We start from the raw sequence: 20,912 nt of genomic DNA on the forward strand, positions 1-20,912 counted from the left end.
ACGTGCCGGACGACGGCGCGAAGTCTGCTCCGGGGCGCGGGGCGGGGCTACGTCCTGCGGCGTCCGGTCTCGTTCCGGTGCGCGACGAGGACCAGCGTGCCGGGCACCAGGGCGCCGCGGGCCGGCGACCACTGGCCCCACTCCTGCGTGCGGCCGGGCGTCCACTCCGGCTCGACCAGGTCGTCGAGCACGAGACCGGCCCCGACGACGGCGCGCACCCAGTCGCCGACCGTGCGGTGGTGCTCGACGTAGACCGTCCGCCCGGCGCCGTCGGTCTCCACGTAGGGCCGCCGGTCGAAGTAGGACGACACGATCCGCAGGTCGTCGGGGTCGGGGGAGTCCGGCAGCGGCCAGCGGAACGGGTGGTTCACCGAGGCGGCGAACCGCCCGCCGGGCCGCAGCACCCGCGCCACCTCGGCGAGCGCCCCCTCGACGTCGGCCACGAACGGCAGCCCGCCGAACGCCGAGCAGACGACGTCGAACGACGCGCCGGCCAGCGGCAGCGCACCGGCGTCGGCCTGCAGCAGCGGGACGGGCGTGCCGGTGCTGCGCCCCAGCTCCGCCGCCCGCGCGAGCATCCCGGCCGACAGGTCCAGGGCGACGACGTCGGCCCCCGCCCGGCGCAGCCAGCGCGCGCACGGCGCCGACCCGCAGCCGACCTCCAGCACCCGCCGCCCCGCGACGTCGCCGAGCAGGTGCGCGTCGGCCTCCCGCAGCCCCTCCGGGCACCACAGGAAGTCGACGTCGCCGAGGTCGGCGCCGTGCTCGGCGAGGTAGGCGGGCGCCGCGGCGTCCCACCAGCCGCGGTTGGCCCGGGATGACTCCGCCGTCCCGGCCGGGCGGCGCTCGACCCCGCCCGCGGCGGGGTAGCCGTCGGGCCCGAGGGGGAGCGCGGGGGGCGGCATCATGACACGCCCAGCGTGACACGCCGCGGCCGACCGGCAGAGGTCGCCCACCCAGGTGGACCCGCGCGCGCCCGCGTCCGTACCATGGGAATGCGCCTGAGGTCTGTCAGTGCTGTCCCGCAAGGGATCGGCGCGCGCCGGCTCTCCCCGCATCCGCGGTCACCCGGCCGCGACACCCCCGTCCCTACGCATCCCCCGTCCGGAGCACTCGACCACATGACCTCCACCCAGGTCCGTCCTTCCAGCACCCCCCAGATCGCGGTGAACGACATCGGCACCGCCGAGGACTTCCTCGCCGCGATCGACCAGACGATCAAGTACTTCAACGACGGCGACATCGTCGAAGGCGTCATCGTCAAGGTCGACCGGGACGAGGTGCTGCTGGACATCGGCTACAAGACCGAGGGCGTCATCCCCTCGCGCGAGCTGTCCATCAAGCACGACGTCGACCCCAACGAGGTCGTCAAGGTCGGCGACGAGGTGGAAGCCCTCGTCCTCCAGAAGGAGGACAAGGAAGGCCGCCTGATCCTGTCCAAGAAGCGCGCCCAGTACGAGCGCGCCTGGGGCACGATCGAGGCGAAGAAGGAAGCCGACGAGGTCGTCACCGGCACCGTCATCGAGGTCGTCAAGGGTGGCCTCATCCTCGACATCGGCCTGCGCGGGTTCCTCCCCGCCTCGCTGGTCGAGATGCGCCGCGTCCGCGACCTGCAGCCCTACGTGGGCCGCGAGCTCGAGGCCAAGATCATCGAGCTCGACAAGAACCGCAACAACGTCGTCCTGTCCCGCCGGCAGTGGCTGGAGCAGACGCAGTCCGAGGTCCGCAGCGAGTTCCTCAACAAGCTCGCCCGCGGCCAGGTGCGCACCGGCGTCGTCTCCTCGATCGTCAACTTCGGCGCGTTCGTCGACCTGGGCGGCGTGGACGGCCTCGTGCACGTCTCCGAGCTGTCCTGGAAGCACATCGACCACCCGTCCGAGGTCGTCGAGGTCGGGCAGGAGGTCACCGTCGAGGTCCTCGACGTCGACCTCGACCGCGAGCGGGTCTCCCTGTCGCTGAAGGCGACGCAGGAGGACCCGTGGCGTCAGTTCGCCCGCACGCACCAGATCGGCCAGGTCGTGCCCGGCAAGGTCACCAAGCTGGTGCCCTTCGGTGCGTTCGTCCGGGTCGACGAGGGCATCGAGGGCCTGGTCCACATCTCCGAGCTGGCCGAGCGCCACGTGGAGATCCCGGAGCAGGTCGTGCAGGTCGGCGACGAGATCCTCGTCAAGGTCATCGACATCGACCTCGACCGGCGCCGCATCTCGCTGTCGCTCAAGCAGGCCAACGAGGGCGTCATCGGCGACGAGGAGCAGTTCGACCCCGCCGCCTACGGCATGTCGGCCTCCTACGACGAGCAGGGCAACTACATCTACCCGGAGGGCTTCGACCCGGAGACCGGGGAGTGGCTCGAGGGCTACGACGAGGCCCGCGAGACGTGGGAGCGGCAGTACGCCGAGGCCCAGGCCCGCTTCGAGGCGCACCGCAAGCAGATCGCCGCGGCCCGCGAGGCCGACGCCGAGGCCGCTGCCGGGGGCAACTACAGCTCCGGTGGCGACGCGCCGGCCGGTGACAGCGGTGCGAGCACCGGTGGCACGCTGGCCAGCGACGAGGCCCTCGCCGCGCTGCGCGCCAAGCTCGCCGGCGGGGAGTGACCCGCTGACCGGCTGACGGTCTGATCGACGACAGAGGCCCAGGACCCGCGAGGTCCTGGGCCTCTGTCGTGTGCGGGGAGGGTGCCCGCCCGCCGTCCCCGTCCGGGCGGGCACCCGGTCCGTCGCAGGGCCCCGCGGCGGGGGCCCTGCGGGCTCAGAGGCTCAGGATGATGGCGAAGGCCGAGCGCGGGCGGCCACCGGCCGCGGCGAGCGACGACCAGGTGTGCCGGCCGGCCGGAGCGGCGTCGAGCAGCCAGCGCAGGAAGGTGCGGCGGGCGGGCGCCGGGTTCGCGGCGGTGTTCGCCACGAGGCGCTCCCGGACGGCCGGCAGGTCGGTGACCCGGATGCCGCCCGCGCGCTCCGCCCGGTGCCGTCCCGGGGTGCGGGGACCGGTGGGGGCCGTCGCGACGGCGGTGCGGGACTGCGACATCGGGTGCCTGCCTCTCTCGGCTGCGTCCCCCTCCATGGGGAAGCGACGGGGCGGACGTTATGAGGAGTGGCGCGTGTGACTGGTGCGACGCGCCGTGCGCACGGGACGGGTGTTACCCGTCCGTGACCGCCCCCGGCGCGGTCGTTACGGTCCGTGCGTGCTGCGGATCGGGTTGACCGGCGGGATCGGGTCGGGGAAGAGCACGGTGGCGGCGCTGCTGGCCGCGCGCGGGGCGGTGGTCGTCGACGCCGACCGGATCGCCCGCGAGGTCGTGGAACCGGGGACCCCGGGCCTGGCGGCCGTCGTGGGCGCCTTCGGCCCGGGTGTGCGCACCGCCGACGGCGCCCTCGACCGCGCCGCGCTGGCCTCGATCGTGTTCGCCGACCCGGAGGCGCGGGCCCGCCTCGACGGCATCGTGCACCCGCTGGTGCGCGCCCGCGCCCAGGAGGTGGTCGCGCGGGCTCCGGAGGACGCCGTCGTCGTCCAGGACGTGCCGCTGCTGGTGGAGACGGGACAGGCCGGCCAGTACGACCTCGTCCTCGTCGTCGAGGCCGACCTCGAGACACGGGTGGCGCGGCTGCTGCTGCGGGGCCTCACCGAGGAGGACGCCCGGGCCCGCATCGCGGCGCAGGCGACCGACGAGCAGCGCCGGGCCGTGGCCGACGTCGTGCTGGACAACAGCGGGACCCCCGACGCGCTCGCCGCGCAGGTCGAGCGGTTCTGGGCCGAGCGGGTGGTGCCGGCGACGAGGGAGCGGGACCGCTCCTGAGACCCCCGGGGACGACGAGAGCCCCGGACCTGGTGGTCCGGGGCTCTCGTGCTGGTGGGCGATACTGGGTTCGAACCAGTGACCTCTACCGTGTCAAGGTAGCGCTCTACCACTGAGCCAATCGCCCGAGTCCGGTGCGGTGACCGGCCCGCTCCACCGCGCTCGGCGTGGAGGCGAGGTGGAGACGGGATTTGAACCCGTGTAGACGGCTTTGCAGGCCGTTGCCTCGCCTCTCGGCCACTCCACCGCACACACGGGCGCCGGTCTCGCGACCAGCGCCCGAGGTCCCGAGCGGACGACGGGATTCGAACCCGCGACCCTCACCTTGGCAAGGTGATGCTCTACCAACTGAGCCACGTCCGCGTTGCTGTCTTGCTGTCGTGCAGGGAGAACACTACCTGACGTTCCCGGGGGGTTTCACGGGGGGTCCCCCCGGGGGTCAGCGGGCCCCCGGATCGGCTCCTCCGGACAGCAGGGCCGCCAGTTCCTCGTCGACGTCGAGGGCCGCGGTCTCCTGGCCGGAGGGCACCAGTGCCTCGGTCTGCTGCAGGAACGCCGCCACCGTGGCGCGCGACAGCTCGAACAGCGCCTCGCCCGAGGGCGCGCGCAGGTGCAGGTACAGGACGTCGCCGCTGGTGCGCGCCGGCCACAGCCGGACGTCGCCGTCACCGGCCGGCCGCTCCAGCCCCGCCGCCAGCAGCTCCCGGCCCAGCAGCCAGGTGATGCCGTCGTCGGCCGGCTCCCCGGGCTCGCCGAAGCCGATCCGCACGGCGAAGGGGTCGCCGACCGCGTACGACAGGACGGCGGGGACCTCGGTCCACGACGTCGGGCCGACCAGGTGCAGCGTCGTCGGCACGGAGTACCCCGGGGAAGAGCGGTGCGCCCTGTCGCGGTCCATGACAACTAGAACGACCGGGGACGCCGGATGTTGCGCCGAGGTGCGCCCGGGCGTGTCGCACGGACGGGTGAGGTCCCCGGGACCGGCCGGACGGACACGGGCGACGGTGAACCGGCAGGGCTCCGCGCAGCGAACGCGGCGTGTGACCATGGGAGCCGTGACGCGTCCGGCACGACGACCGGAGGGCGACTCCGGCGATGCCGACCTCGTGCTGCGCGTGCGCGCGGGGGACCGCGGCGCCGTCGACGACCTCTACGACCGCTTCCGCCGTCCGGCCTTCGCGCTGGCCCGGCGGATCCTCGCCGACGACACCCTCGCCGAGGACGTCGTCCAGGACGTGTTCCTGAGCGTCTGGCGCGACCCCTGGGCCTACGACCGGGCGCGCGGCAGCTTCTCCTCCTGGCTGATGGCGATGGTCCACCACAAGGCCGTCGACGCCGTCCGCCGCGAGGAGGCCCACCGGCGCCGCCAGGCGCGCGCCGAGGACGACCTGGCGCTCACCGCCCCCACCACCGCCTCCGACGTCGAGGACGAGGCGTGGAGCCGGGTCGTGTCCGAGCGGGTGCGCACGGCGCTGGGCGCGCTGCCCGACGCGCAGCGGGAGGCGCTGACCCTGGCGTACTACGGCGGTTACACCCAGCGGGAGGTCGCGGCGCTGACCCGCGCGCCGCTGGGCACGGTCAAGACCCGCATGCTCGCCGGTATGCGGCGGCTCAAGGAGGAGCTCGGCGCGGTCGCCGGCGCCACGGCCGGTGGCGCGCTGAGCGGTCCCGCGGCGGTCGACGGGGGTGCGCGGTGAGCCCGCGGCACGACGACCACGAGGAATTCGACGAGCTCGCCGTCGGCTGGGCGCTGCACGCGCTCGAGCCGGAGGACGAGGCGCGCTTCGCCCCGCACCTGGCCGGCTGCACGCGGTGCGCGCGCACCGTCGCCGAGACCTCGGAGGTGATGGCCGCCCTGGCGGGCGACCTGCCGCCGGCCGAGCCGTCGGAGGGCCTGCGCGACCGGCTGCGCGAGGCCGTGGAGCGCACCGAGCAGGTGCCGCCCCCGCCGTCGGCGGCCGGCGAGCCCGGCGCCGTGTCCCCCGGCCCGGCAGGCACCCCGGCGAGCGCGCCGCGGCCGGTCCCGGGTCCTGCGGGCGGGCGGCGCCGCACCGACGTCCCCGGTGCCGGCGGGGCCACGCGGGCCACCGGCTTCCCCGGCTACGTGCCGCCGCCGGCGGGGGAGGAGCGCCCCGCGCGAACCGCGTGGCGCCGGGTGCTGCCCAACGCGCTCGTCGCGGCCGCGGTCGCCGCGATCCTGGCGCTCGGCACCTGGAACGTCGTCCTCAGCTCCGCGCGCGACGAGGCGCGGGCGGCCGCCGCCGAGCAGGCCGACGTCGTGCAGTCGCTGCTGCAGCCGGGGCGCGCCACCATCGCGCCGGTCACCGACGACGACGGCCACGACGTCGCCACGGTCGTCGCCCGCGAGGGCGAGCTGCAGGTGGTCACGCACGGGCTGGGGGTCAACGACCGCGACCGGACCACCTACGTCGTGTGGGGGATGACCGCGGCCGACCCGGTGCCGCTCGGCACCTTCGACGTGGTCTCCCCACAGACCGACCTCCGGGCCGTAGGCTCCGCCTCGACCGGTCTCGACGACTACGAGGCGTACGCCGTCAGCATCGAGCCCGGCCGTCAGATGCCGTCGGAACCGACGGACGTGGTCGCGAGCGGGCAGGTGAGCAGCTGAGCGGACAGGAGACCGTGCCGCCCCTCCCTCGGGAGGCGTCGGCCGGACCGACCGCGGGGACGCGGCGGGAGCAGGACGGGCACCACAGCCTGCGCGAGCGGGTCGCCGCCTCGGGGTGGCGGCGCCGCATCGCCGCGCGCCGGTCGATCGACCACGCCTACCGGGTGGGCGTCGGCATCGTCGGCGCGCTGGTCGTCGCCGTCGGGCTGGCCACCATCCCGCTGCCGGGCCCGGGCTGGCTGACGGTCATCGCCGGCCTGTTCGTGCTCGCCACCGAGTTCATGTGGGCCGAGCGGCTGCTCGAGTTCACCAAGCGCCACGTCCGTGCCTGGACCGACTGGGTCGGCCGCCAGCCGGTGTGGGTGCGGCTGGGCATCGGCCTGCTGACGGCGGCCTTCGTCTACGGCGTCCTGGTCGTGACCCTGCACCTGACGGGCGTGCCGGACTGGGTGCCGGGGTGGGTGCCACTCTGGCGGTGACCGTCTGGCATCATGGACGGCGCAGCGGGCGATTGGCTCAGTGGTAGAGCGCTTCGTTCACACCGAAGAGGTCACTGGTTCGAACCCAGTATCGCCCACACCCGCGCAGAGCCCCGGACCACGAGGTCCGGGGCTCTCGCCGTCCCGGGCCCGGGAAACGCGTCGACGCCACCCCGCCGGCGGCCTACCGTCGCCGGCTGCGGCGGGGTCCCCGCCCGGACCGAGGAGTGCGGATGTCCTGCCACCTGGACGCGCTGGCCGTCGGCGCGCAGGACCCGGCCGCGCTGGCCCGCTTCTGGGCCGGCCTGCTCGGGCGGGAGACCGTCGAGGGGCCCGGCGGGGTCGACGTGCCGCCGGAGGAGGACCCGGGGCTGCGGCTGCGCTTCCTGCCGACGGCGCTGCCCCGCACGGGCCGCAACCGCATGCACCTGGATCTGACCAGCGCCACGCCCGGCGAGCAGGCGGCGACGGTGGAGCGGGCGCTGGCGCTCGGCGGGCGGCACCTCGACGTCGGCCAGCTGCCGGAGGAGGAGCACGTGGTGCTCGCCGACCCGGAGGGCAACGAGTTCTGCGTCATCGAGGCGGGCAACCGCTTCCTCGCCGGCTGCGGGCCGGTCGGGGCGGTGGCCTGCGACGGCACCCGCGCCGCCGGGCTGTTCTGGGCCGCCGCGCTGGGCTGGCCGCTCGTGTGGGACGAGGGGGAGGAGACGGCGGTGCAGTCGCCGCGCGGCGGGCCGAAGGTCACCTGGGGCGGGCCGCCGCTGCCGCCGAAGACCGCCCGCAACCGGCTGCACCTCGACCTCGTGCCGGCCGACGGCGACCGGGAGGCGGAGGCCGCGCGATTGGGGGCCCTGGGCGCCGTCCGGGCCGGCACCGGCGCCGGCGGCGCGGTGGAGCTCACCGACCCGGACGGCAACGAGTTCCGCCTGCTGTGAACGCGCCGAGGGCCGGGCCCCGGTGGGGAGCCCGGCCCTCGGGGACGCCGCCGGTCAGGCGGGGCCGTAGGTGAGGTGCGCGACCCCGTTGCTCAGCGCCTCGACACCCAGCAGCGAGAGCTTCTGCTCCGTGCCCTCGGGGAACAGGTGGATGCCCGCACCGACGGCGACCGGGTAGACGTAGAGGTGCAGCTCGTCGACGAGGCCGTCGGCGACCAGGGCGCGCACCAGGGTGGCGCTGCCGCTGACGTAGAGGTCGCGGTCGGCCTTGAGCTCCCGGATCCGGCCGGCGTCGTAGCCGCCGAGCGCGGTGGAGTTCCGCCAGACCGACTCGGCGTCGGTCAGGGATGAGGAGACGACGTACTTCGTCGTGTCGTTGAAGAACGGCGCCCCCGGGTCCTCCTCGGCGGTGCGGGTGGACCAGGCGGGCGCGAACATCTCGAAGGTGGTGCGGCCCAGCAGGATGCCGCCCGCGGGCGCGGTGAGCGCGCCGATCGAGGCGGCCAGGTCCTCGGGGAACCCGTAGTCGATGGTCCACATCGGCGCGTCGACGACCCCGTCGACGGTGGTGAACTCGTGCACCCGGATGACGCCCATGTCGTGCTCCTCGCAGGTCCCGGACGGCCCTGTCGGCCGTTCTCGTCGGGTCAGACAGTGGCCGATCCCGTTTCTCATCGGTACGGGACCCGCCGTCCTGGCACGATGCGGCGGTGGAGCCGACCGGGCCGGGCCCCGACCCGTACACGCTGCGCGCCGTCGTCGAGCTGGAGGTGGCGCTCGAGGCGGGGGTGGCCGTCGACGCCGCGCACGCCGTCGTCGGCGACCTCGCGCTGGCGGCGTTCGGCCCGGGCGTCTTCGAGGGCATCGGCGAGGCGCTGGCCGAGGAGGGCCGCCCCGCCGACGACTGGGCGGTCCTGCTGACCGACGACGCGCTGGCCGGACGGGTCCTCGCCCGCCTGCGGGAGCGGGCCGGCGACGACCCGGGGGAGGGCGAGCTCGTGTGGTCGGCGTACCCACCGGGGTCGAGCGCCGGCCGGGAGGGGTTCCGCCGGGCCGTCCGCCGGCGCCGGGAGAACGCCGTGATGGCGGCCGTGCTGCCCCGCCGCCGCCGGGTGGCCGGGCGCCGCCGGCGCGACTGAGCGCACCCGCCGCCTCCGCCCGGATCGGGCGCACCATGGGGGAGATGGCACTGGACAGGGCCGCCCGCCTGGACGCGGCCGTGGAACGCGACGGCCCCACCTGCATCTGGTGTGGGCGCGCGCTCGCCGGGCAGGTCACGCCGACCACCGAGCACGTCGTGCCGCGGGTCAAGGGCGGCCCGTCGTGGCTGGAGAACGAGGTGGCCGCCTGCGGGCGGTGCAACGGCGAGCGCGGGCACACCGCGCCGGTGGAGTGGCTCGAGGAGTGCCTGCGCCGGGGCTGGCCGGCCGACGAGGCGCGGCTGGCCCGCGTGCTCGCGGACCTGTCCGCCGCCATCGCCGAGCGGGGCGGGCAGCGCCGGGCCCGGCCCTACCTGGACTCGCAACTGCGCCGGCTGCGCCGCCGCGGGGTCGCCGCCGCCTGAGCCGCGGCTAGCGTGGAGCCGTGGGCACCGTCGTCGGCATCTCGGTCTACCCGGTGCGCGGCTGCGCCGGCACGCCGCTGGAGCGCGCCGACGTCGGCCCCGCCGGCCTGGCCGGCGACCGCGCGTCGGCCGTCGTCGACGCCGGCGGGCGCGTGCTGCGCGGCAAGGACGCGCCGGAGCTGGCCGCCGTCACGCCCACCGGCGACCCCGGCGCCGACACCGCCGCCCTCACCGCGGCGCTGGGCCGGCCGGTGCGCCTGGAGCCGCTGACCGCGCGGCCCGACGGCGGCGCCGCGGTGCACCTGGTGTCCCGGCAGGCCCTCGACCGCGCCGCCGCGGGCGTCGTCCCGGCCGGCTGCGGCGCCGACGACCCGCGGGCCAACCTCGTGCTCGACCTGCCCGGGGACGACGAGCGCACGTGGGTGGGCCGGCGGCTGCGGCTGGGCACCGCCGTGCTGGAGGTCACCCGGCTGCCGAGGCACTGCCTGGGCGTCTACGCCGAGGTGGCCGAGCCCGGGACGGTCGCGGTCGGCGACGAGGTCACCACCACCTAGTCGGGTCTCGGGAACACGCGGGGCCGGTCGATACGCTGGCCGGAGCGCGCCCGTCCGCACGGGCGCCGCCCCGAGCACCCGAGCGAACCCCAGGAGACCCCGTGTCCGCCGCGCCCGCCCCCGCCGTCACCGCCCCGATCCGGGTGCCGGCCGGGACCACGGCCGAGCAGGCGCTCAAGGACGCCGGGGTGCCGCTCAAGGGCCCCGACGGCGCCGTCGTCGTGCGCGACCTGGCCACCGGCGACCTGCGCGACCTGGCCTGGGTCCCCGGGGGCGACGCCGAGGTCGAGCCCGTCCCCGCCGCCAGCCCCGAGGGCCGCGCGGTGATCCGGCACTCCACCGCGCACGTGCTCGCCCAGGCCGTGCAGGACCTCTTCCCGGGCACCCGGCTGGGCATCGGCCCGCCGGTGGAGAACGGCTTCTACTACGACTTCGACCCGGAGAAGCCGTTCACCCCGGAGGACCTGCGGGCGCTGGAGAAGCGCATGCAGCAGATCGTCAAGGCCGGGCAGCGCTTCTCCCGCCGGGAGATCAGCGACGACGACGCCCGCGCCGAGCTCGCCCACGAGCCCTACAAGCTCGAGCTGATCGGGCTGAAGGGCTCTGCTGCTGACCCGGCCCACCCGGCGGCCGAGGGGGCCGACGTCGAGGTCGGCGGTGCCCAGCTGACCATGTACGACAACCTCGACCCGCGCACCGGCGACCGCATCTGGACCGACCTGTGCCGCGGCCCGCACCTGCCGCGCACCTCGAACATCCCGGCGTTCAGCCTCACCCGCTCGGCCGCCGCCTACTGGCGGGGCAGCGAGAAGAACCCGCAGCTGCAGCGGGTCTACGGCACCGCGTGGGAGAGCCGCGACGCGCACAAGGCCTACCTGGAGCAGGTGGCCGAGGCCGAGCGCCGCGACCACCGCCGCCTCGGCGCCGAGCTCGACCTGTTCAGCTTCCCCGACGAGATCGGGTCCGGCCTCGCGGTGTTCCACCCGAAGGGCGGCGTCGTCCGGCGCGAGCTGGAGGCCTACAGCCGCCAGCGGCACGAGGAGGGCGGGTACTCCTTCGTCAACACCCCGCACATCACCAAGGGCCGGCTGTTCGAGATCTCCGGCCACCTCGACTGGTACGCCGAGGGCATGTACCCGCCCATGCAGCTCGACGAGGAGCGCGACGCCGACGGCACCGTGCGCCGGCAGGGGCAGGACTACTACCTCAAGCCGATGAACTGCCCCATGCACAACCTGGTGTTCGGGTCCCGCGGCCGCTCCTACCGCGAGCTGCCGCTGCGGCTGTTCGAGTTCGGCACCGTCTACCGGTACGAGAAGTCCGGCGTCATCCACGGCCTCACCCGCGCCCGCGGCTTCACCCAGGACGACGCGCACATCTACTGCACCCCGGAGCAGATGGCCGGGGAGCTGCGCGGCCTGCTCGACTTCGTGCTGGGCCTGCTCGCCGACTACGGCCTGTCCGACTTCTACCTCGAGCTGTCCACCCGCAACCCGGAGAAGTCCGTGGGGTCGGACGAGAGCTGGGAGGTGGCCACCGAGGCGCTGCGCCAGGCGGCCCTGGACTCGGGCCTCGAACTCGTGCCCGACCCGGGCGGCGCCGCGTTCTACGGCCCGAAGATCTCCGTGCAGGCCCGCGACGCCATCGGCCGCAGCTGGCAGATGTCGACCATCCAGGTCGACTTCAACCTGCCCGAGCGCTTCGGCCTGGAGTACACCGCCGCCGACGGCTCCCGCCAGCGGCCGGTCATGCTGCACCGCGCGCTGTTCGGCTCGATCGAGCGCTTCTTCGCCGTCCTCACCGAGCACTACGCCGGCGCGTTCCCCGCGTGGCTCGCGCCGGTGCAGGTGGTCGGCATCCCGGTGACCGACGACCAGGTCGGCTACCTGACCGACGTCGCGCTGCGGCTGCGCGAGCACGGCATCCGGGTCGAGGTCGACGACTCCGACGACCGGATGCAGAAGAAGATCCGCAACGCCAGCAAGCAGAAGGTGCCGTTCGTGCTCATCGCCGGCGCCACCGACGCCGAGGCCGGCGCGGTGTCCTTCCGCTACCGCGACGGCAGCCAGCGCAACGGGGTGCCGGTCGCCGAGGCGGTCGACGTCGTCGTCGCCTGGGTGCGGGCCCGGCACAACGCCGACCCGACCGCCGACGTCCCCGCGGGGACCCCGTGACCATCGGCCCGGACGGCTTCTCCGTCCCGGTCTCCAGCGACGACGGCGGCCCCGCCACCGTCTTCGAGCACCTGTGGACGCCCTACCGGATGGCCTACATCCGCGGCTCGGGCAAGCCCACCGGCGAGCACGACTGCCCGTTCTGCCTCATCCCGGCCATGCCGGACGAGGAGGGCCTGGTGGTCGCGCGCGGGGAGACGGTCTTCGCGGTCCTCAACCTCTACCCGTACAACGCCGGGCACCTCATGGTGGTCCCGTACCGGCACGTGCCCGACTACACCGACCTCACCGACGCCGAGGTCGCCGAGCTGGGCGCGTTCACGCAGACGGCGATGCGGGTGGTGCGGCAGGTGACCGGAGCGCACGGCTTCAACATCGGGATGAACCAGGGCGCGGTGGCCGGCGCCGGCATCGCCGACCACCTGCACCAGCACGCGGTGCCGCGGTGGGGCGGGGACACCAACTTCATGCCGGTGATCGGCCTCACCCGGGTGCTGCCGCAGGTGCTCGCCGAGACCCGCACGCTGCTGGCCCGGCACTGGCCGGACGCCGCGGCGCCGGGCGCGGGGAGCTGACGGTGCTCGGCTCGGGCGCGCGCGCCGCCGTCGGCCGGTTCTGGGCGCCGGTGGCCGCCCGCCTCGCGCGCGCCGGGGTCACCCCGGACATGGTCACCGTCACCGGGACCGTCGGCGCGATCGTCGCCGCGGTCACGCTCATCGCGCACGGCGTGCTGTTCTGGGGCGCGTTCGCCGTCACCCTGTTCGTGCTGCTCGACATGCTCGACGGCGCCCTGGCCCGCGCCCGCGGCGGGGGCTCGGCGTTCGGCGCGGTGCTCGACTCCACCTGCGACCGCGCCGTCGACGCCGCCGTCTTCGGGGCGCTCGTGTGGTGGTACACCGGCGCGGGCGAGGACCGGCTGCTCGCGCTGCTGGCCCTCGTCGGGCTCACCCTCGGCGTGCTCACCAGCTACATCAAGGCGCGGGCCGAGGGCGTCGGGATCCCGTGCGACGTCGGCCTGGTCGAGCGCACCGAGCGGCTGATCCTCGTGCTCACCGGCACCGGCTTCACCGGCCTGGGCATCCCGTACGCCGTCGACGTCGGGCTGTGGCTGCTCGTCGTCGGCGGGGTGGTGACCGTGGGTCAGCGGGTCGTGGCCGTGCACCGCGGCGCCCGCGGCCGCAGCCTGACCCCCACCGCCCCGGCTCCGTGACCGGCCTGCGCGCCCGGGCCGCCTCGCGCGCCGCCGACCTCGGCTACGCCGCGGGCTGGACGGCGGTGCAGTGGCTGCCCGAGCCGGTGGCCCGGGGCGCCTTCGACGCCGGCGGCCGCCTGGCCGCCCGGCGCGACGGCCGCGGCGTGCGGCAGTTGCGCGCCAACCTGCGGGTGGCCACCGGCGGCGAGCTCGACGACGCCGAGCTCGCCGCGCTCACCGAGCGGGGGCTGCGGTCCTACGCCCGCTACTGGCAGGAGGCGTTCCGGCTGCCTCGGCTGCCCGGCGCGCGGATCGTGGCCGGCACCACGCACTCCGGCGTGGAGCACCTCGAGCGGGCCCGGGACGCCGGGCGCGGCGTCGTCATCGCCCTGCCGCACAGCGGCAACTGGGACGCCGCCGGCGTGTGGCTGGTCGACTGGCTGGGCGGGCCCTTCACGACCGTCGCCGAACGGCTCCGGCCGGAGTCGCTCTACCGGCGGTTCCTGGACTACCGGGAGTCGCTCGGCATCCGGGTGCTGCCCCTCACGGGGGGCGAGCGGCCCAGCTCCGCGGTGCTGCGCGAGGAGCTCGCCGCCGGGGGCTTCGCCTGCCTGCTCACCGACCGCGACCTCGGCCCCGGCGGGGTCCCGGTGGAGTTCTTCGGCCGGCCGACGACGATGCCCGCCGGCCCGGCGCTGCTGGCCGCGAGGACCGGCGCCGCCCTGCACCCGGCCGTCTGCCGGTTCACCGGGCGCGGCTGGGAGTTCGCCGTCTCGCCGGAGGTGCGCGTCGACGGGCCCGGCCGCCTGCGCGACCGGGTGGCGAGGGGGATGCAGGGCGTGGCCGACGCCTTCACCGACGCCCTCGCGGTGGCGCCCGAGGACTGGCACGTGCTCGGCCGCGTCTGGGCCGACGTGCCGCCCGACCCGCCGACCACGGGGCGCCGCTGATGCGGATCGGCCTGGTCTGCCCGTACCAGTGGGACGTGCCCGGCGGGGTGCAGTACCACGTGCGCGACCTCGCCGAGACCCTGCGCGGGCTCGGCCACCACGTCGAGGTGCTCACCCCGGCCGAACACGAGGAGTCGCTCCCCGACCGGTGGGTCACCTTCGCGGGGCGCACGGTCCCGGTGCCCTACAACGGCTCGATGGCCAGCGTGCAGTTCGGCCCGGTCTCGGCCGCGCGGGTGCGCCGCTGGCTGCGCGAGGGGCACTTCGACGTCGTCCACGTGCACGACCCGGCGCCGCCGTCGATCGGCCTGCTGGTCTGCATGATCGCCACCGGGCCGATCGTGGCCACCTTCCACGCCGCCACCGTCCGGTCGAAGTGGCTGGCCGCGTGGGGGCCGGTGGTGCGGCCGTGGCTGGAGAAGATCAGCGGCCGGATCGCGGTGTCGGACTTCGCCCGCCGCGTGCAGGTCGAGCACCTCGGCGGCGACGCGGTGATCATCCCCAACGGCGTGCACGTGCCGTTCTTCGCCGAGGGGCCGACCCTGCCGGGGGCCGCCCGAGGGGTCGACGGCCCGACCGTGGGGTTCCTCGGGCGCTACGACGAGCCGCGCAAGGGCCTGCCGGTGCTGCTGGAGGCCATGCGCACCGTGGTGGCCCAGCACCCGGGCGCGCGGCTGCTCATCGCCGGCCGCGGCGACCCCGACGCGCTGCGCCAGGCGGTGGGGGAGGACCTGCGCCCCTCGGTCGCCCTGCTCGGGGAGCTGTCGGAGGCCGACAAGGCCGCGTTCCTGCGCTCGGTCGACGTCTACTGCGCGCCGAACCTGCTGGGGGAGAGCTTCGGCGTCGTGCTCATCGAGGCGATGGCCGCCGGCGCGCCGATCGTCGCGAGCGACCTCGACGCCTTCGCCCGCGTCCTCGAGGACGGCACCGCCGGCGTCCTGGTGCGCCGCGGCGACGCCCCGGCGCTGGCCCGGGCGCTGTCGGACCTGCTCCGAGACCCGGCCCGCCGGCAGGCGCTGTCGGCGGCCGGGCGGGAGGCCGCGGCCGCCTACGACTGGCAGGTCGTCGCCCGCCGCGTGCTCGCCGTCTACGAGACCGTCGCCGCCCCCGGCGCCGAGGTGACCGCCGCCGACGACGCCGGGCTGGCCGCCGCCACCGGCTCGCCGGGCTCCCCGGACGGGGTGTTGCCGTCCCTGCTGCGGCGCGTCCGGCGCTAGCGTGGGCGTCCGTGACGCCCGACGCCTGGTTGCTCCTCGCCGCGGGGGTCGTCGCGCTGCTGCTGGCGTGGACCGCCTGGACGCTCACCCGCCTGCGCCGCCTGGAGGCCCGCGTGGCCCGCACCTGGGCCGTGCTCGACGACCGGCTCCGGCAGCGCGCCGACCTGGCCGCCGACCTCGCCTCGGAGCACTCCGCCGCGCTCGGTGAGGAGCGGGCCGGGCGGCTCAAGACCGCCGCCCACGACGCCCGCTACCCGCAGGCGGGCGACCGCGAGCTGGCGGAGAACGCCCTCGGCCGGGAGCTGCGGGCGCTGCCCCGCGAGGTCGCCGGCGTGCCCGCCCCGCGGCTGGCCGCGCTGGCCGAGGCCGACGCCCGGATGGGGCTGGCCCGGCGGTTCTACAACGACGCCGTCCGCGACACCCACCTGCTGCGCCAGCGCCGGCTGCCGCGGCTGCTGCGGCTGCACGCCGACCGCCCGCTGCCGCGCTTCTTCGACGTCGAGGACGGCCTCGACGCCGTCCCGCTCGGCGCCGGCACGCCCCGCGGCTGACCCGTCCCCGCCTCCCGCTCCCCGCGGCCGGGACGGCGCCCGCGGCGCGCTCGGTAGGATCGACGGGTCCGCCCGCGCTCCGGTGCCGGGCGCCGGGACGAGGGAGGACAGCCGTGAGCGGCCATTCCAAGTGGGCGACCACCAAGCACAAGAAGGCCGCGATCGACGCCAAGCGCGGGAAGCTGTTCGCCAAGCTGATCAAGAACATCGAGGTGGCGGCCCGCACCGGCGGCGGTGACCCGGCCGGCAACCCGACGCTCTACGACGCCATCCAGAAGGCGAAGAAGTCGTCGGTGCCCAACGACAACATCGACCGCGCGGTCAAGCGCGGGTCCGGCGCCGAGGCCGGCGGCGTGGAGTACCAGAACATCACCTACGAGGGCTACGCGGCCGGCGGCGTCGCGGTGCTCATCGAGTGCCTCACCGACAACAAGAACCGGTCGGCCTCCGAGGTGCGCACCGCCATGACCCGCAACGGCGGCTCGATGGCCGACCCGGGCTCGGTGTCCTACCTGTTCACCCGCAAGGGCGTCATCGTCGTGCCGCAGGCCGACGGCGTCGACGAGGACACCGTGCTCATGGCCGTCCTCGACGCCGGCGCCGAGGAGGTCCGCGACCTCGGTGACACCTTCGAGGTCGTCTGCGAGCCCACCGACCTGGTCGCGGTGCGCACCGCCCTGCAGGACGCCGGCATCGACTACGACTCGGCCGAGGCGGGTTTCGTGCCCAGCGTGACCGTGGAGCTCGACGAGGAGGGCGCCGGCAAGGTGTTCCGCCTCATCGACGCGCTCGAGGACTGCGACGACGTGCAGAACGTGTACGCCAACTACGACGTCCCCGACGAGGTCCTCGCCAACGTCGGATGAGGCCGGTCGGTCCCGCCCGTCTCACCCGCCCCGGACACCCCGCCGCTGACGGCCCCCGCGCCCCGCGCGGCCCGAGCATGGGTCCGACGCGCCGCACGCCGCGGCGCCCGGGGGACGCGGGGACCAGGTGGCCGGAGCGAGCGCACGCGCCGCACGCGTGCTCCTCGTGCTGCTGCTGTGGGCCGGCGTGCTCGGCGGGATCGCCCCGCCGGAGCCGGTCGTCGCCGCGACCCGGACGCCCGCCGTCCTGCTGCCCGCCGGCCTCCCCGACGCCGCCGCCGAGCCGGTGGGGCGGCGCCCGGCGGTGGGCCAGGTGGCCCGCGTGACCGCCGTCCCGCCGCCGGAGGTCGCGCCGGCCGCCGGGGGTGTCGTCGCCGAGGTGGCGGCCGCCCCGGCGCCCGCCCCGGCCGCCCCGGAGGCGGAGCGGCCCGCCGAGCCCGCGCCCGGCGTCCTGCCGCTCGACGTCGACGCCGGCGGGTCGGCGCAGGTGGTCACCGTCGTCGCCGCCTCCTCCGGGGCCACCACCGCCGAGCTGACCGCCTGGGAGCTCGGCGCGACCGGCTGGACGGCGGTGCTCGGGCCGTGGCCGGCCCGGGTCGGCTCCGCCGGGATCGGCGCTGCCCGCGAGGGCTCCACCCGCACCCCGGCCGGCACCTTCGCCCTGCCCGAGGCGTTCGGCCGGGCCGCCGACCCCGGGAGCGGCCTGCCCTACCGGCAGGTCGACGCCGAGGACTGGTGGGTCTCCGACGTCGCCAGCCCGCTGTACAACCAGCACGCCCGGTGCGCCGCCGGCACCTGCCCCTTCGACGAGCGGGCGGGGGAGAACCTGCTGGCCGCCGGTGCCGTGTACGACCACGCCGTCGTCATCGGCTACAACAGCGGCGGGACGCCGGGCGCCGGGTCGGCGTTCTTCCTGCACGTGACGAACGGCGCGCCGACCGCCGGCTGCGTGGCGGTCGAGCGCGGCCGGCTGCAGGCGCTGCTGCGGTGGCTCGACCCCGCGGCCGGCCCGCTGGTGGCCATCGGCATCGCCTGAGACCGAGCCCGAGCCGGTGCCGCCCGCGCGCCTGCACGCCGCGTGTTGCGCCGCGGCGCCGTCGTCGGGGACCGTTACGGTGGACGTCGAACAGGCGTTCGGAGGAAGGGGGCGGGCATGCGCGTGCTCGGCATCGACCCGGGGCTCACCCGGTGCGGGTGGGGCGTGGTCGACGGCCGTCCCGGCGCGCGCCCGGCCGCGGTCGGGGTGGGCGTCATCCGCAGCTCCGCCGACCTCGACCTGGAGCTGCGGCTGCTCGAGCTGCACACCCAGGTGACGGCGCTGCTGCGCGAGCACCGGCCCGACGTGGTGGCCATCGAGCGCGTGTTCACCCAGAACAACAAGGGCACCGCCACCGGCACGGCGCAGGCCGCCGGGGTGGCGGCCCTCGCCGCGGCGCAGGCCGACCGCCCGGTCGCCTGGCACACGCCGAGCGAGGTCAAGGCGGCCATCTCCGGCAACGGCCGCGCGGACAAGGAGCAGGTCACCCTCATGGTCACCCGGGTGCTGGGCCTCGCGGCCGCCCCCAAGCCGGCCGACGCCGCCGACGCGCTCGCGCTGGCCGTCTGCCACGTGTGGCGCGGCCCGGCCCAGCAGCGGCTCAGGGTCGCGGCGATCGCCGGCGGCATCGGCGCGCCGGTCGTGCAGCGGACCCTGCCGCGCTGGCAGGGGGTGTCCCGGTGATCGCCAGCGTCAACGGCCGGGTGGCCGCCGTCGGCCCCGACGGCGCGGTGGTGGAGGTCGGCGGCGTCGGCCTGTCGGTGCAGTGCACGCCGGGCACGATCGCCCGGCTCACGGTCGGCGAGCAGGCGCGCCTGGCCACCAGCCTCGTCGTCCGCGAGGACTCCCTGACCCTGTACGGCTTCGCCGACGACGACGAGCGCCAGCTGTTCGAGCTGCTGCAGACGGCCAACGGCGTCGGCCCGCGGCTGGCGCAGGCGGTGCTGGCCATCCACCCGCCGCGCGAGGTCCGCCGCGCCGTCTCGATGGCCGACGTCAAGGCCCTCATGCAGGTGCCCGGCATCGGCAAGAAGGGCGCCGAGCGGCTGATCCTCGAGCTCCGCGACCGGCTGGGCGCCACCACCACCGACACGCCGCTCGACGGGGCGCCGGCCGCCGCGGGCTCGCCGATCACCCCGGTGGCGCCGTGGCGCGACCAGCTGTCCTCGGCGCTGGTCGGGCTCGGCTGGTCCAGCCGCGAGGCCGACACCGCGCTCACCGCCCTGGCGCCGGTCGCCGACGAGCAGCTCACCACCACCGGCCGGGTCGACGTCGGGTCGCTGCTGCGGCAGGCCCTGCAGCTGCTGGGCCGGTCGTGAGCGCGCCGTTCGACCGGTCGTTGACCGGGGAGGTCGATCAGGGCATCGGCCGCGACTTCGGCGTCTCGCCGCAGGCGGGCGACGAGGAGCGGGTGGTCGAGTCGGCGCTGCGGCCGCACTCGCTCACCGACTTCATCGGCCAGCCCAAGGTCGCCCGCCAGCTGGCGCTGGTCCTCGAGGGCGCCAAGCGCCGCGGCCGGCCGCCGGACCACGTGCTGCTGTCGGGCCCGCCCGGCCTCGGCAAGACCAGCCTCGCGCTGATCATCGGCTCCGAGCTCGGCACCGCCGTGAAGATCACCAGCGGCCCGGCGATCGAGCGCTCCGGCGACCTCGCCGCGATGCTGTCCAACCTCGGCCCCGGCGACGTGCTGTTCATCGACGAGATCCACCGCATCGCGCGGCCCGCCGAGGAACTGCTGTACATGGCGATGGAGGACTTCCGCGTCGACGTCGTCGTCGGCAAGGGGCCCGGCGCCACCGCCATCCCGCTGGAGATCAACCCGTTCACCCTCGTCGGCGCCACCACGCGGGCCGGCCTGCTCACCGGGCCGCTGCGCGACCGGTTCGGCTTCGTCGGGCAGATGGAGTTCTACGAGCCGGCCGAGCTGCAGCAGGTGCTCGCCCGCAGCGCCGACCTGCTCGGCGTCGAGCTCACCGACGACGGGTCGGCGGAGATCGCGCGGCGCTCCCGCGGCACCCCGCGCATCGCCAACCGGCTGCTGCGCCGGGTGCGCGACTACGCCGAGGTGGAGGCCGACGGCCGGGTCACCCGCGCGGTCGCCCGGGCCGCACTGGCGCTCTACGACGTCGACGAGCTGGGTCTGGACCGGCTCGACCGGGCGGTGCTCGACGCGCTGGTCACCAAGTTCAACGGTGGCCCGGTCGGCGTCAGCACGCTCGCGGTCGCCGTGGGGGAGGAGCCGCACACCGTCGAGGAGGTGTGCGAGCCGTTCCTCGTGCGCGCCGGCCTGCTCGCCCGCACCCCGCGCGGGCGGGTGGCCACCGAGGCGGCCTGGCGGCACCTCGGGCGGCCGGTGCCGCGCGGCGGGATCCCCCTCGGTGGTGTCACAGCCGTCCCGCGTGACCCGGGTTCGTCGTCGGAACCCCTCTTCGACGCCTAGACTCATCGGCGCTGGCGCGCAAGTCGGCCCCTCGCGGGCCGCACGGGTCCCGGCTCCGCGACCCGGTGTCGGCGGGGGCCGGCCCGCGCGCCACGGCCGACGTACCCGAGCGGTCCCGACCCGGACCGCACCGACCGCGTGCACGCGAGCGCGGAAGAGAGGCACCCCCGCCGTGGAACTGTTCCCCCTGCTCCTGCTCGTGCTGGCCTTCGTGGCGCTGGTGGTGCTGCCCGCCCGGGCCCGCAAGCGCCAGCAGAACCAGACGCAGTCGGCGCTGGCGATCGGCGTGCCGGTGACGATGGCCGGCGGCGTGTACGCCACCGTGGCCGGCCTCGACGACCCGGCCACCATCCAGGTCGAGGTGGCCCCCGGCGTGGTCGTCACCTACGCGCGCCAGGCCGTCATCCAGGTCCGCCAGCCGGCGGGCGCGGTGCCCGGCCCGCTGGCCACCGGCGAGACCGTCGTCGAGCCGGTGGAGGAGCCCCTCCGGGACGACCGTCCCGGTGACGGCCCCTCCGGCAAGACCCTCTGA

25 protein-coding genes and 4 tRNA genes are annotated in these 20,912 nt (G+C 76.0%); 22 read left to right on the forward strand and 7 right to left on the reverse strand.

Annotation, left to right across the window (positions count from 1 at the left end):
* Window positions 1-47 precede the first annotated feature (47 nt).
* A complete protein-coding gene (locus ACI79X_RS04200; protein ID WP_457024167.1) occupies window positions 48-908 on the reverse strand; it encodes a class I SAM-dependent methyltransferase in 861 nt (286 codons plus the stop codon).
* Between the two features lie 213 nt (window positions 909-1,121).
* Here ACI79X_RS04200 and rpsA point away from each other — a divergent pair, with 213 nt between their 5' ends.
* On the forward strand, window positions 1,122-2,594 hold the full coding sequence (gene rpsA / locus ACI79X_RS04205) for a 30S ribosomal protein S1 (RefSeq protein WP_457024168.1): 1,473 nt from the start codon (window positions 1,122-1,124) through the stop codon (window positions 2,592-2,594).
* Window positions 2,595-2,748: 154 nt separating this feature from the next.
* Here rpsA and ACI79X_RS04210 read toward each other — a convergent pair whose 3' ends face one another.
* Window positions 2,749-3,024 (reverse strand): hypothetical protein, encoded by a 276-nt coding sequence (locus ACI79X_RS04210; protein ID WP_457024169.1) that lies wholly within the window; start codon window positions 3,022-3,024, stop codon window positions 2,749-2,751.
* A 157-nt stretch (window positions 3,025-3,181) separates the two neighbouring features.
* On the opposite strand from ACI79X_RS04210, the gene coaE reads away from it, so the two are divergent.
* Window positions 3,182-3,793 (forward strand): dephospho-CoA kinase, encoded by a 612-nt coding sequence (gene coaE / locus ACI79X_RS04215; protein WP_457024170.1) that lies wholly within the window; start codon window positions 3,182-3,184, stop codon window positions 3,791-3,793.
* A gap of 52 nt (window positions 3,794-3,845) precedes the next feature.
* Here coaE and ACI79X_RS04220 read toward each other — a convergent pair.
* From ACI79X_RS04220 to ACI79X_RS04235, 4 genes are all read right to left on the reverse strand, one after another.
* Window positions 3,846-3,920: transfer RNA gene (locus ACI79X_RS04220), tRNA-Val, on the reverse strand.
* Between the two features lie 49 nt (window positions 3,921-3,969).
* Window positions 3,970-4,040 (reverse strand) — tRNA-Cys (locus ACI79X_RS04225).
* Window positions 4,041-4,083: 43 nt separating this feature from the next.
* A tRNA-Gly gene (locus tag ACI79X_RS04230) sits at window positions 4,084-4,156 on the reverse strand.
* Window positions 4,157-4,232: 76 nt separating this feature from the next.
* The gene (locus ACI79X_RS04235) at window positions 4,233-4,649 is read right to left on the reverse strand and encodes an SsgA family sporulation/cell division regulator (RefSeq protein ID WP_457024171.1); all 417 of its coding nucleotides are present in this window, start codon (window positions 4,647-4,649) and stop codon (window positions 4,233-4,235) included.
* Window positions 4,650-4,848: 199 nt separating this feature from the next.
* On the opposite strand from ACI79X_RS04235, the gene ACI79X_RS04240 reads away from it, so the two are divergent.
* The 5 genes from ACI79X_RS04240 (at window position 4,849) to ACI79X_RS04260 (ending at window position 7,836) form a co-directional block, all read left to right on the forward strand.
* A complete protein-coding gene (locus tag ACI79X_RS04240) occupies window positions 4,849-5,490 on the forward strand; it encodes a sigma-70 family RNA polymerase sigma factor (RefSeq protein ID WP_457024172.1) in 642 nt (213 codons plus the stop codon).
* Window positions 5,487-6,422 carry an anti-sigma factor domain-containing protein gene (locus tag ACI79X_RS04245; RefSeq protein WP_457024173.1) on the forward strand — a complete coding sequence of 312 codons (936 nt, stop codon included), beginning with the start codon at window positions 5,487-5,489 and terminating at the stop codon, window positions 6,420-6,422. The genes ACI79X_RS04240 and ACI79X_RS04245 overlap by 4 nt, the downstream gene beginning before the upstream one ends.
* 14 nt (window positions 6,423-6,436) lie before the next feature.
* The gene (locus tag ACI79X_RS04250; protein WP_457024174.1) at window positions 6,437-6,901 is read left to right on the forward strand and encodes a TIGR02611 family protein; all 465 of its coding nucleotides are present in this window, start codon (window positions 6,437-6,439) and stop codon (window positions 6,899-6,901) included.
* Window positions 6,902-6,927: 26 nt separating this feature from the next.
* Window positions 6,928-6,999, forward strand: a tRNA-Val gene (locus ACI79X_RS04255).
* Window positions 7,000-7,134: 135 nt separating this feature from the next.
* On the forward strand, window positions 7,135-7,836 hold the full coding sequence (locus tag ACI79X_RS04260) for a VOC family protein (protein ID WP_457024175.1): 702 nt from the start codon (window positions 7,135-7,137) through the stop codon (window positions 7,834-7,836).
* 54 nt (window positions 7,837-7,890) lie between these two features.
* Here ACI79X_RS04260 and ACI79X_RS04265 read toward each other — a convergent pair whose 3' ends face one another.
* Window positions 7,891-8,433, reverse strand: a complete 543-nt coding sequence (locus tag ACI79X_RS04265; RefSeq protein WP_457024176.1) for a dihydrofolate reductase family protein — start codon at window positions 8,431-8,433, stop codon at window positions 7,891-7,893.
* A 113-nt stretch (window positions 8,434-8,546) separates the two neighbouring features.
* Between ACI79X_RS04265 and ACI79X_RS04270 the strand changes: the two genes are divergently transcribed.
* From ACI79X_RS04270 to ACI79X_RS04340, 15 genes are all read left to right on the forward strand, one after another.
* Entirely contained in the window at window positions 8,547-8,975 is a 429-nt protein-coding gene (locus ACI79X_RS04270; RefSeq protein ID WP_457024177.1) for a hypothetical protein, read from the forward strand.
* 44 nt (window positions 8,976-9,019) lie between these two features.
* Window positions 9,020-9,400, forward strand: a complete 381-nt coding sequence (locus ACI79X_RS04275; protein WP_457024178.1) for an HNH endonuclease — start codon at window positions 9,020-9,022, stop codon at window positions 9,398-9,400.
* A gap of 20 nt (window positions 9,401-9,420) precedes the next feature.
* On the forward strand, window positions 9,421-9,954 hold the full coding sequence (locus tag ACI79X_RS04280; protein WP_457024179.1) for an MOSC N-terminal beta barrel domain-containing protein: 534 nt from the start codon (window positions 9,421-9,423) through the stop codon (window positions 9,952-9,954).
* A gap of 101 nt (window positions 9,955-10,055) precedes the next feature.
* Window positions 10,056-12,128, forward strand: a complete 2,073-nt coding sequence (gene thrS / locus ACI79X_RS04285; protein WP_457024180.1) for a threonine--tRNA ligase — start codon at window positions 10,056-10,058, stop codon at window positions 12,126-12,128.
* On the forward strand, window positions 12,125-12,703 hold the full coding sequence (locus ACI79X_RS04290; protein ID WP_457024181.1) for an HIT family protein: 579 nt from the start codon (window positions 12,125-12,127) through the stop codon (window positions 12,701-12,703). The genes thrS and ACI79X_RS04290 overlap by 4 nt, the downstream gene beginning before the upstream one ends.
* 2 nt (window positions 12,704-12,705) lie before the next feature.
* A complete protein-coding gene (gene pgsA, locus ACI79X_RS04295) occupies window positions 12,706-13,338 on the forward strand; it encodes a phosphatidylinositol phosphate synthase (RefSeq protein ID WP_457024182.1) in 633 nt (210 codons plus the stop codon).
* Window positions 13,335-14,270: a phosphatidylinositol mannoside acyltransferase gene (locus ACI79X_RS04300; protein WP_457024183.1), complete on the forward strand. Its 936-nt coding sequence runs from the start codon at window positions 13,335-13,337 to the stop codon at window positions 14,268-14,270. Before pgsA ends, ACI79X_RS04300 begins: the two co-directional genes overlap by 4 nt.
* On the forward strand, window positions 14,270-15,487 hold the full coding sequence (locus ACI79X_RS04305) for a glycosyltransferase family 4 protein (RefSeq protein WP_457024184.1): 1,218 nt from the start codon (window positions 14,270-14,272) through the stop codon (window positions 15,485-15,487). The genes ACI79X_RS04300 and ACI79X_RS04305 overlap by 1 nt, the downstream gene beginning before the upstream one ends.
* Before the next feature lie 11 nt (window positions 15,488-15,498).
* Complete coding sequence (locus ACI79X_RS04310) at window positions 15,499-16,038, forward strand: hypothetical protein (protein ID WP_457024185.1); 540 nt, start codon at window positions 15,499-15,501, stop codon at window positions 16,036-16,038.
* Window positions 16,039-16,151: 113 nt separating this feature from the next.
* Window positions 16,152-16,904, forward strand: coding sequence for a YebC/PmpR family DNA-binding transcriptional regulator (locus tag ACI79X_RS04315; RefSeq protein ID WP_457024186.1), 753 nt, complete (start codon window positions 16,152-16,154; stop codon window positions 16,902-16,904).
* A gap of 157 nt (window positions 16,905-17,061) precedes the next feature.
* On the forward strand, window positions 17,062-17,940 hold the full coding sequence (locus tag ACI79X_RS04320) for a L,D-transpeptidase family protein (protein WP_457024187.1): 879 nt from the start codon (window positions 17,062-17,064) through the stop codon (window positions 17,938-17,940).
* A 117-nt stretch (window positions 17,941-18,057) separates the two neighbouring features.
* Complete coding sequence (ruvC, locus tag ACI79X_RS04325; RefSeq protein ID WP_073422583.1) at window positions 18,058-18,624, forward strand: crossover junction endodeoxyribonuclease RuvC; 567 nt, start codon at window positions 18,058-18,060, stop codon at window positions 18,622-18,624.
* On the forward strand, window positions 18,621-19,259 hold the full coding sequence (gene ruvA / locus ACI79X_RS04330; RefSeq protein ID WP_457024188.1) for a Holliday junction branch migration protein RuvA: 639 nt from the start codon (window positions 18,621-18,623) through the stop codon (window positions 19,257-19,259). Before ruvC ends, ruvA begins: the two co-directional genes overlap by 4 nt.
* The gene (gene ruvB, locus ACI79X_RS04335) at window positions 19,256-20,380 is read left to right on the forward strand and encodes a Holliday junction branch migration DNA helicase RuvB (protein ID WP_457024189.1); all 1,125 of its coding nucleotides are present in this window, start codon (window positions 19,256-19,258) and stop codon (window positions 20,378-20,380) included. Before ruvA ends, ruvB begins: the two co-directional genes overlap by 4 nt.
* A 172-nt stretch (window positions 20,381-20,552) precedes the next feature.
* Window positions 20,553-20,912 (forward strand): preprotein translocase subunit YajC, encoded by a 360-nt coding sequence (locus ACI79X_RS04340; protein ID WP_083629013.1) that lies wholly within the window; start codon window positions 20,553-20,555, stop codon window positions 20,910-20,912.

It is taken from the genome of Geodermatophilus sp. SYSU D01119, from assembly GCF_054049975.1.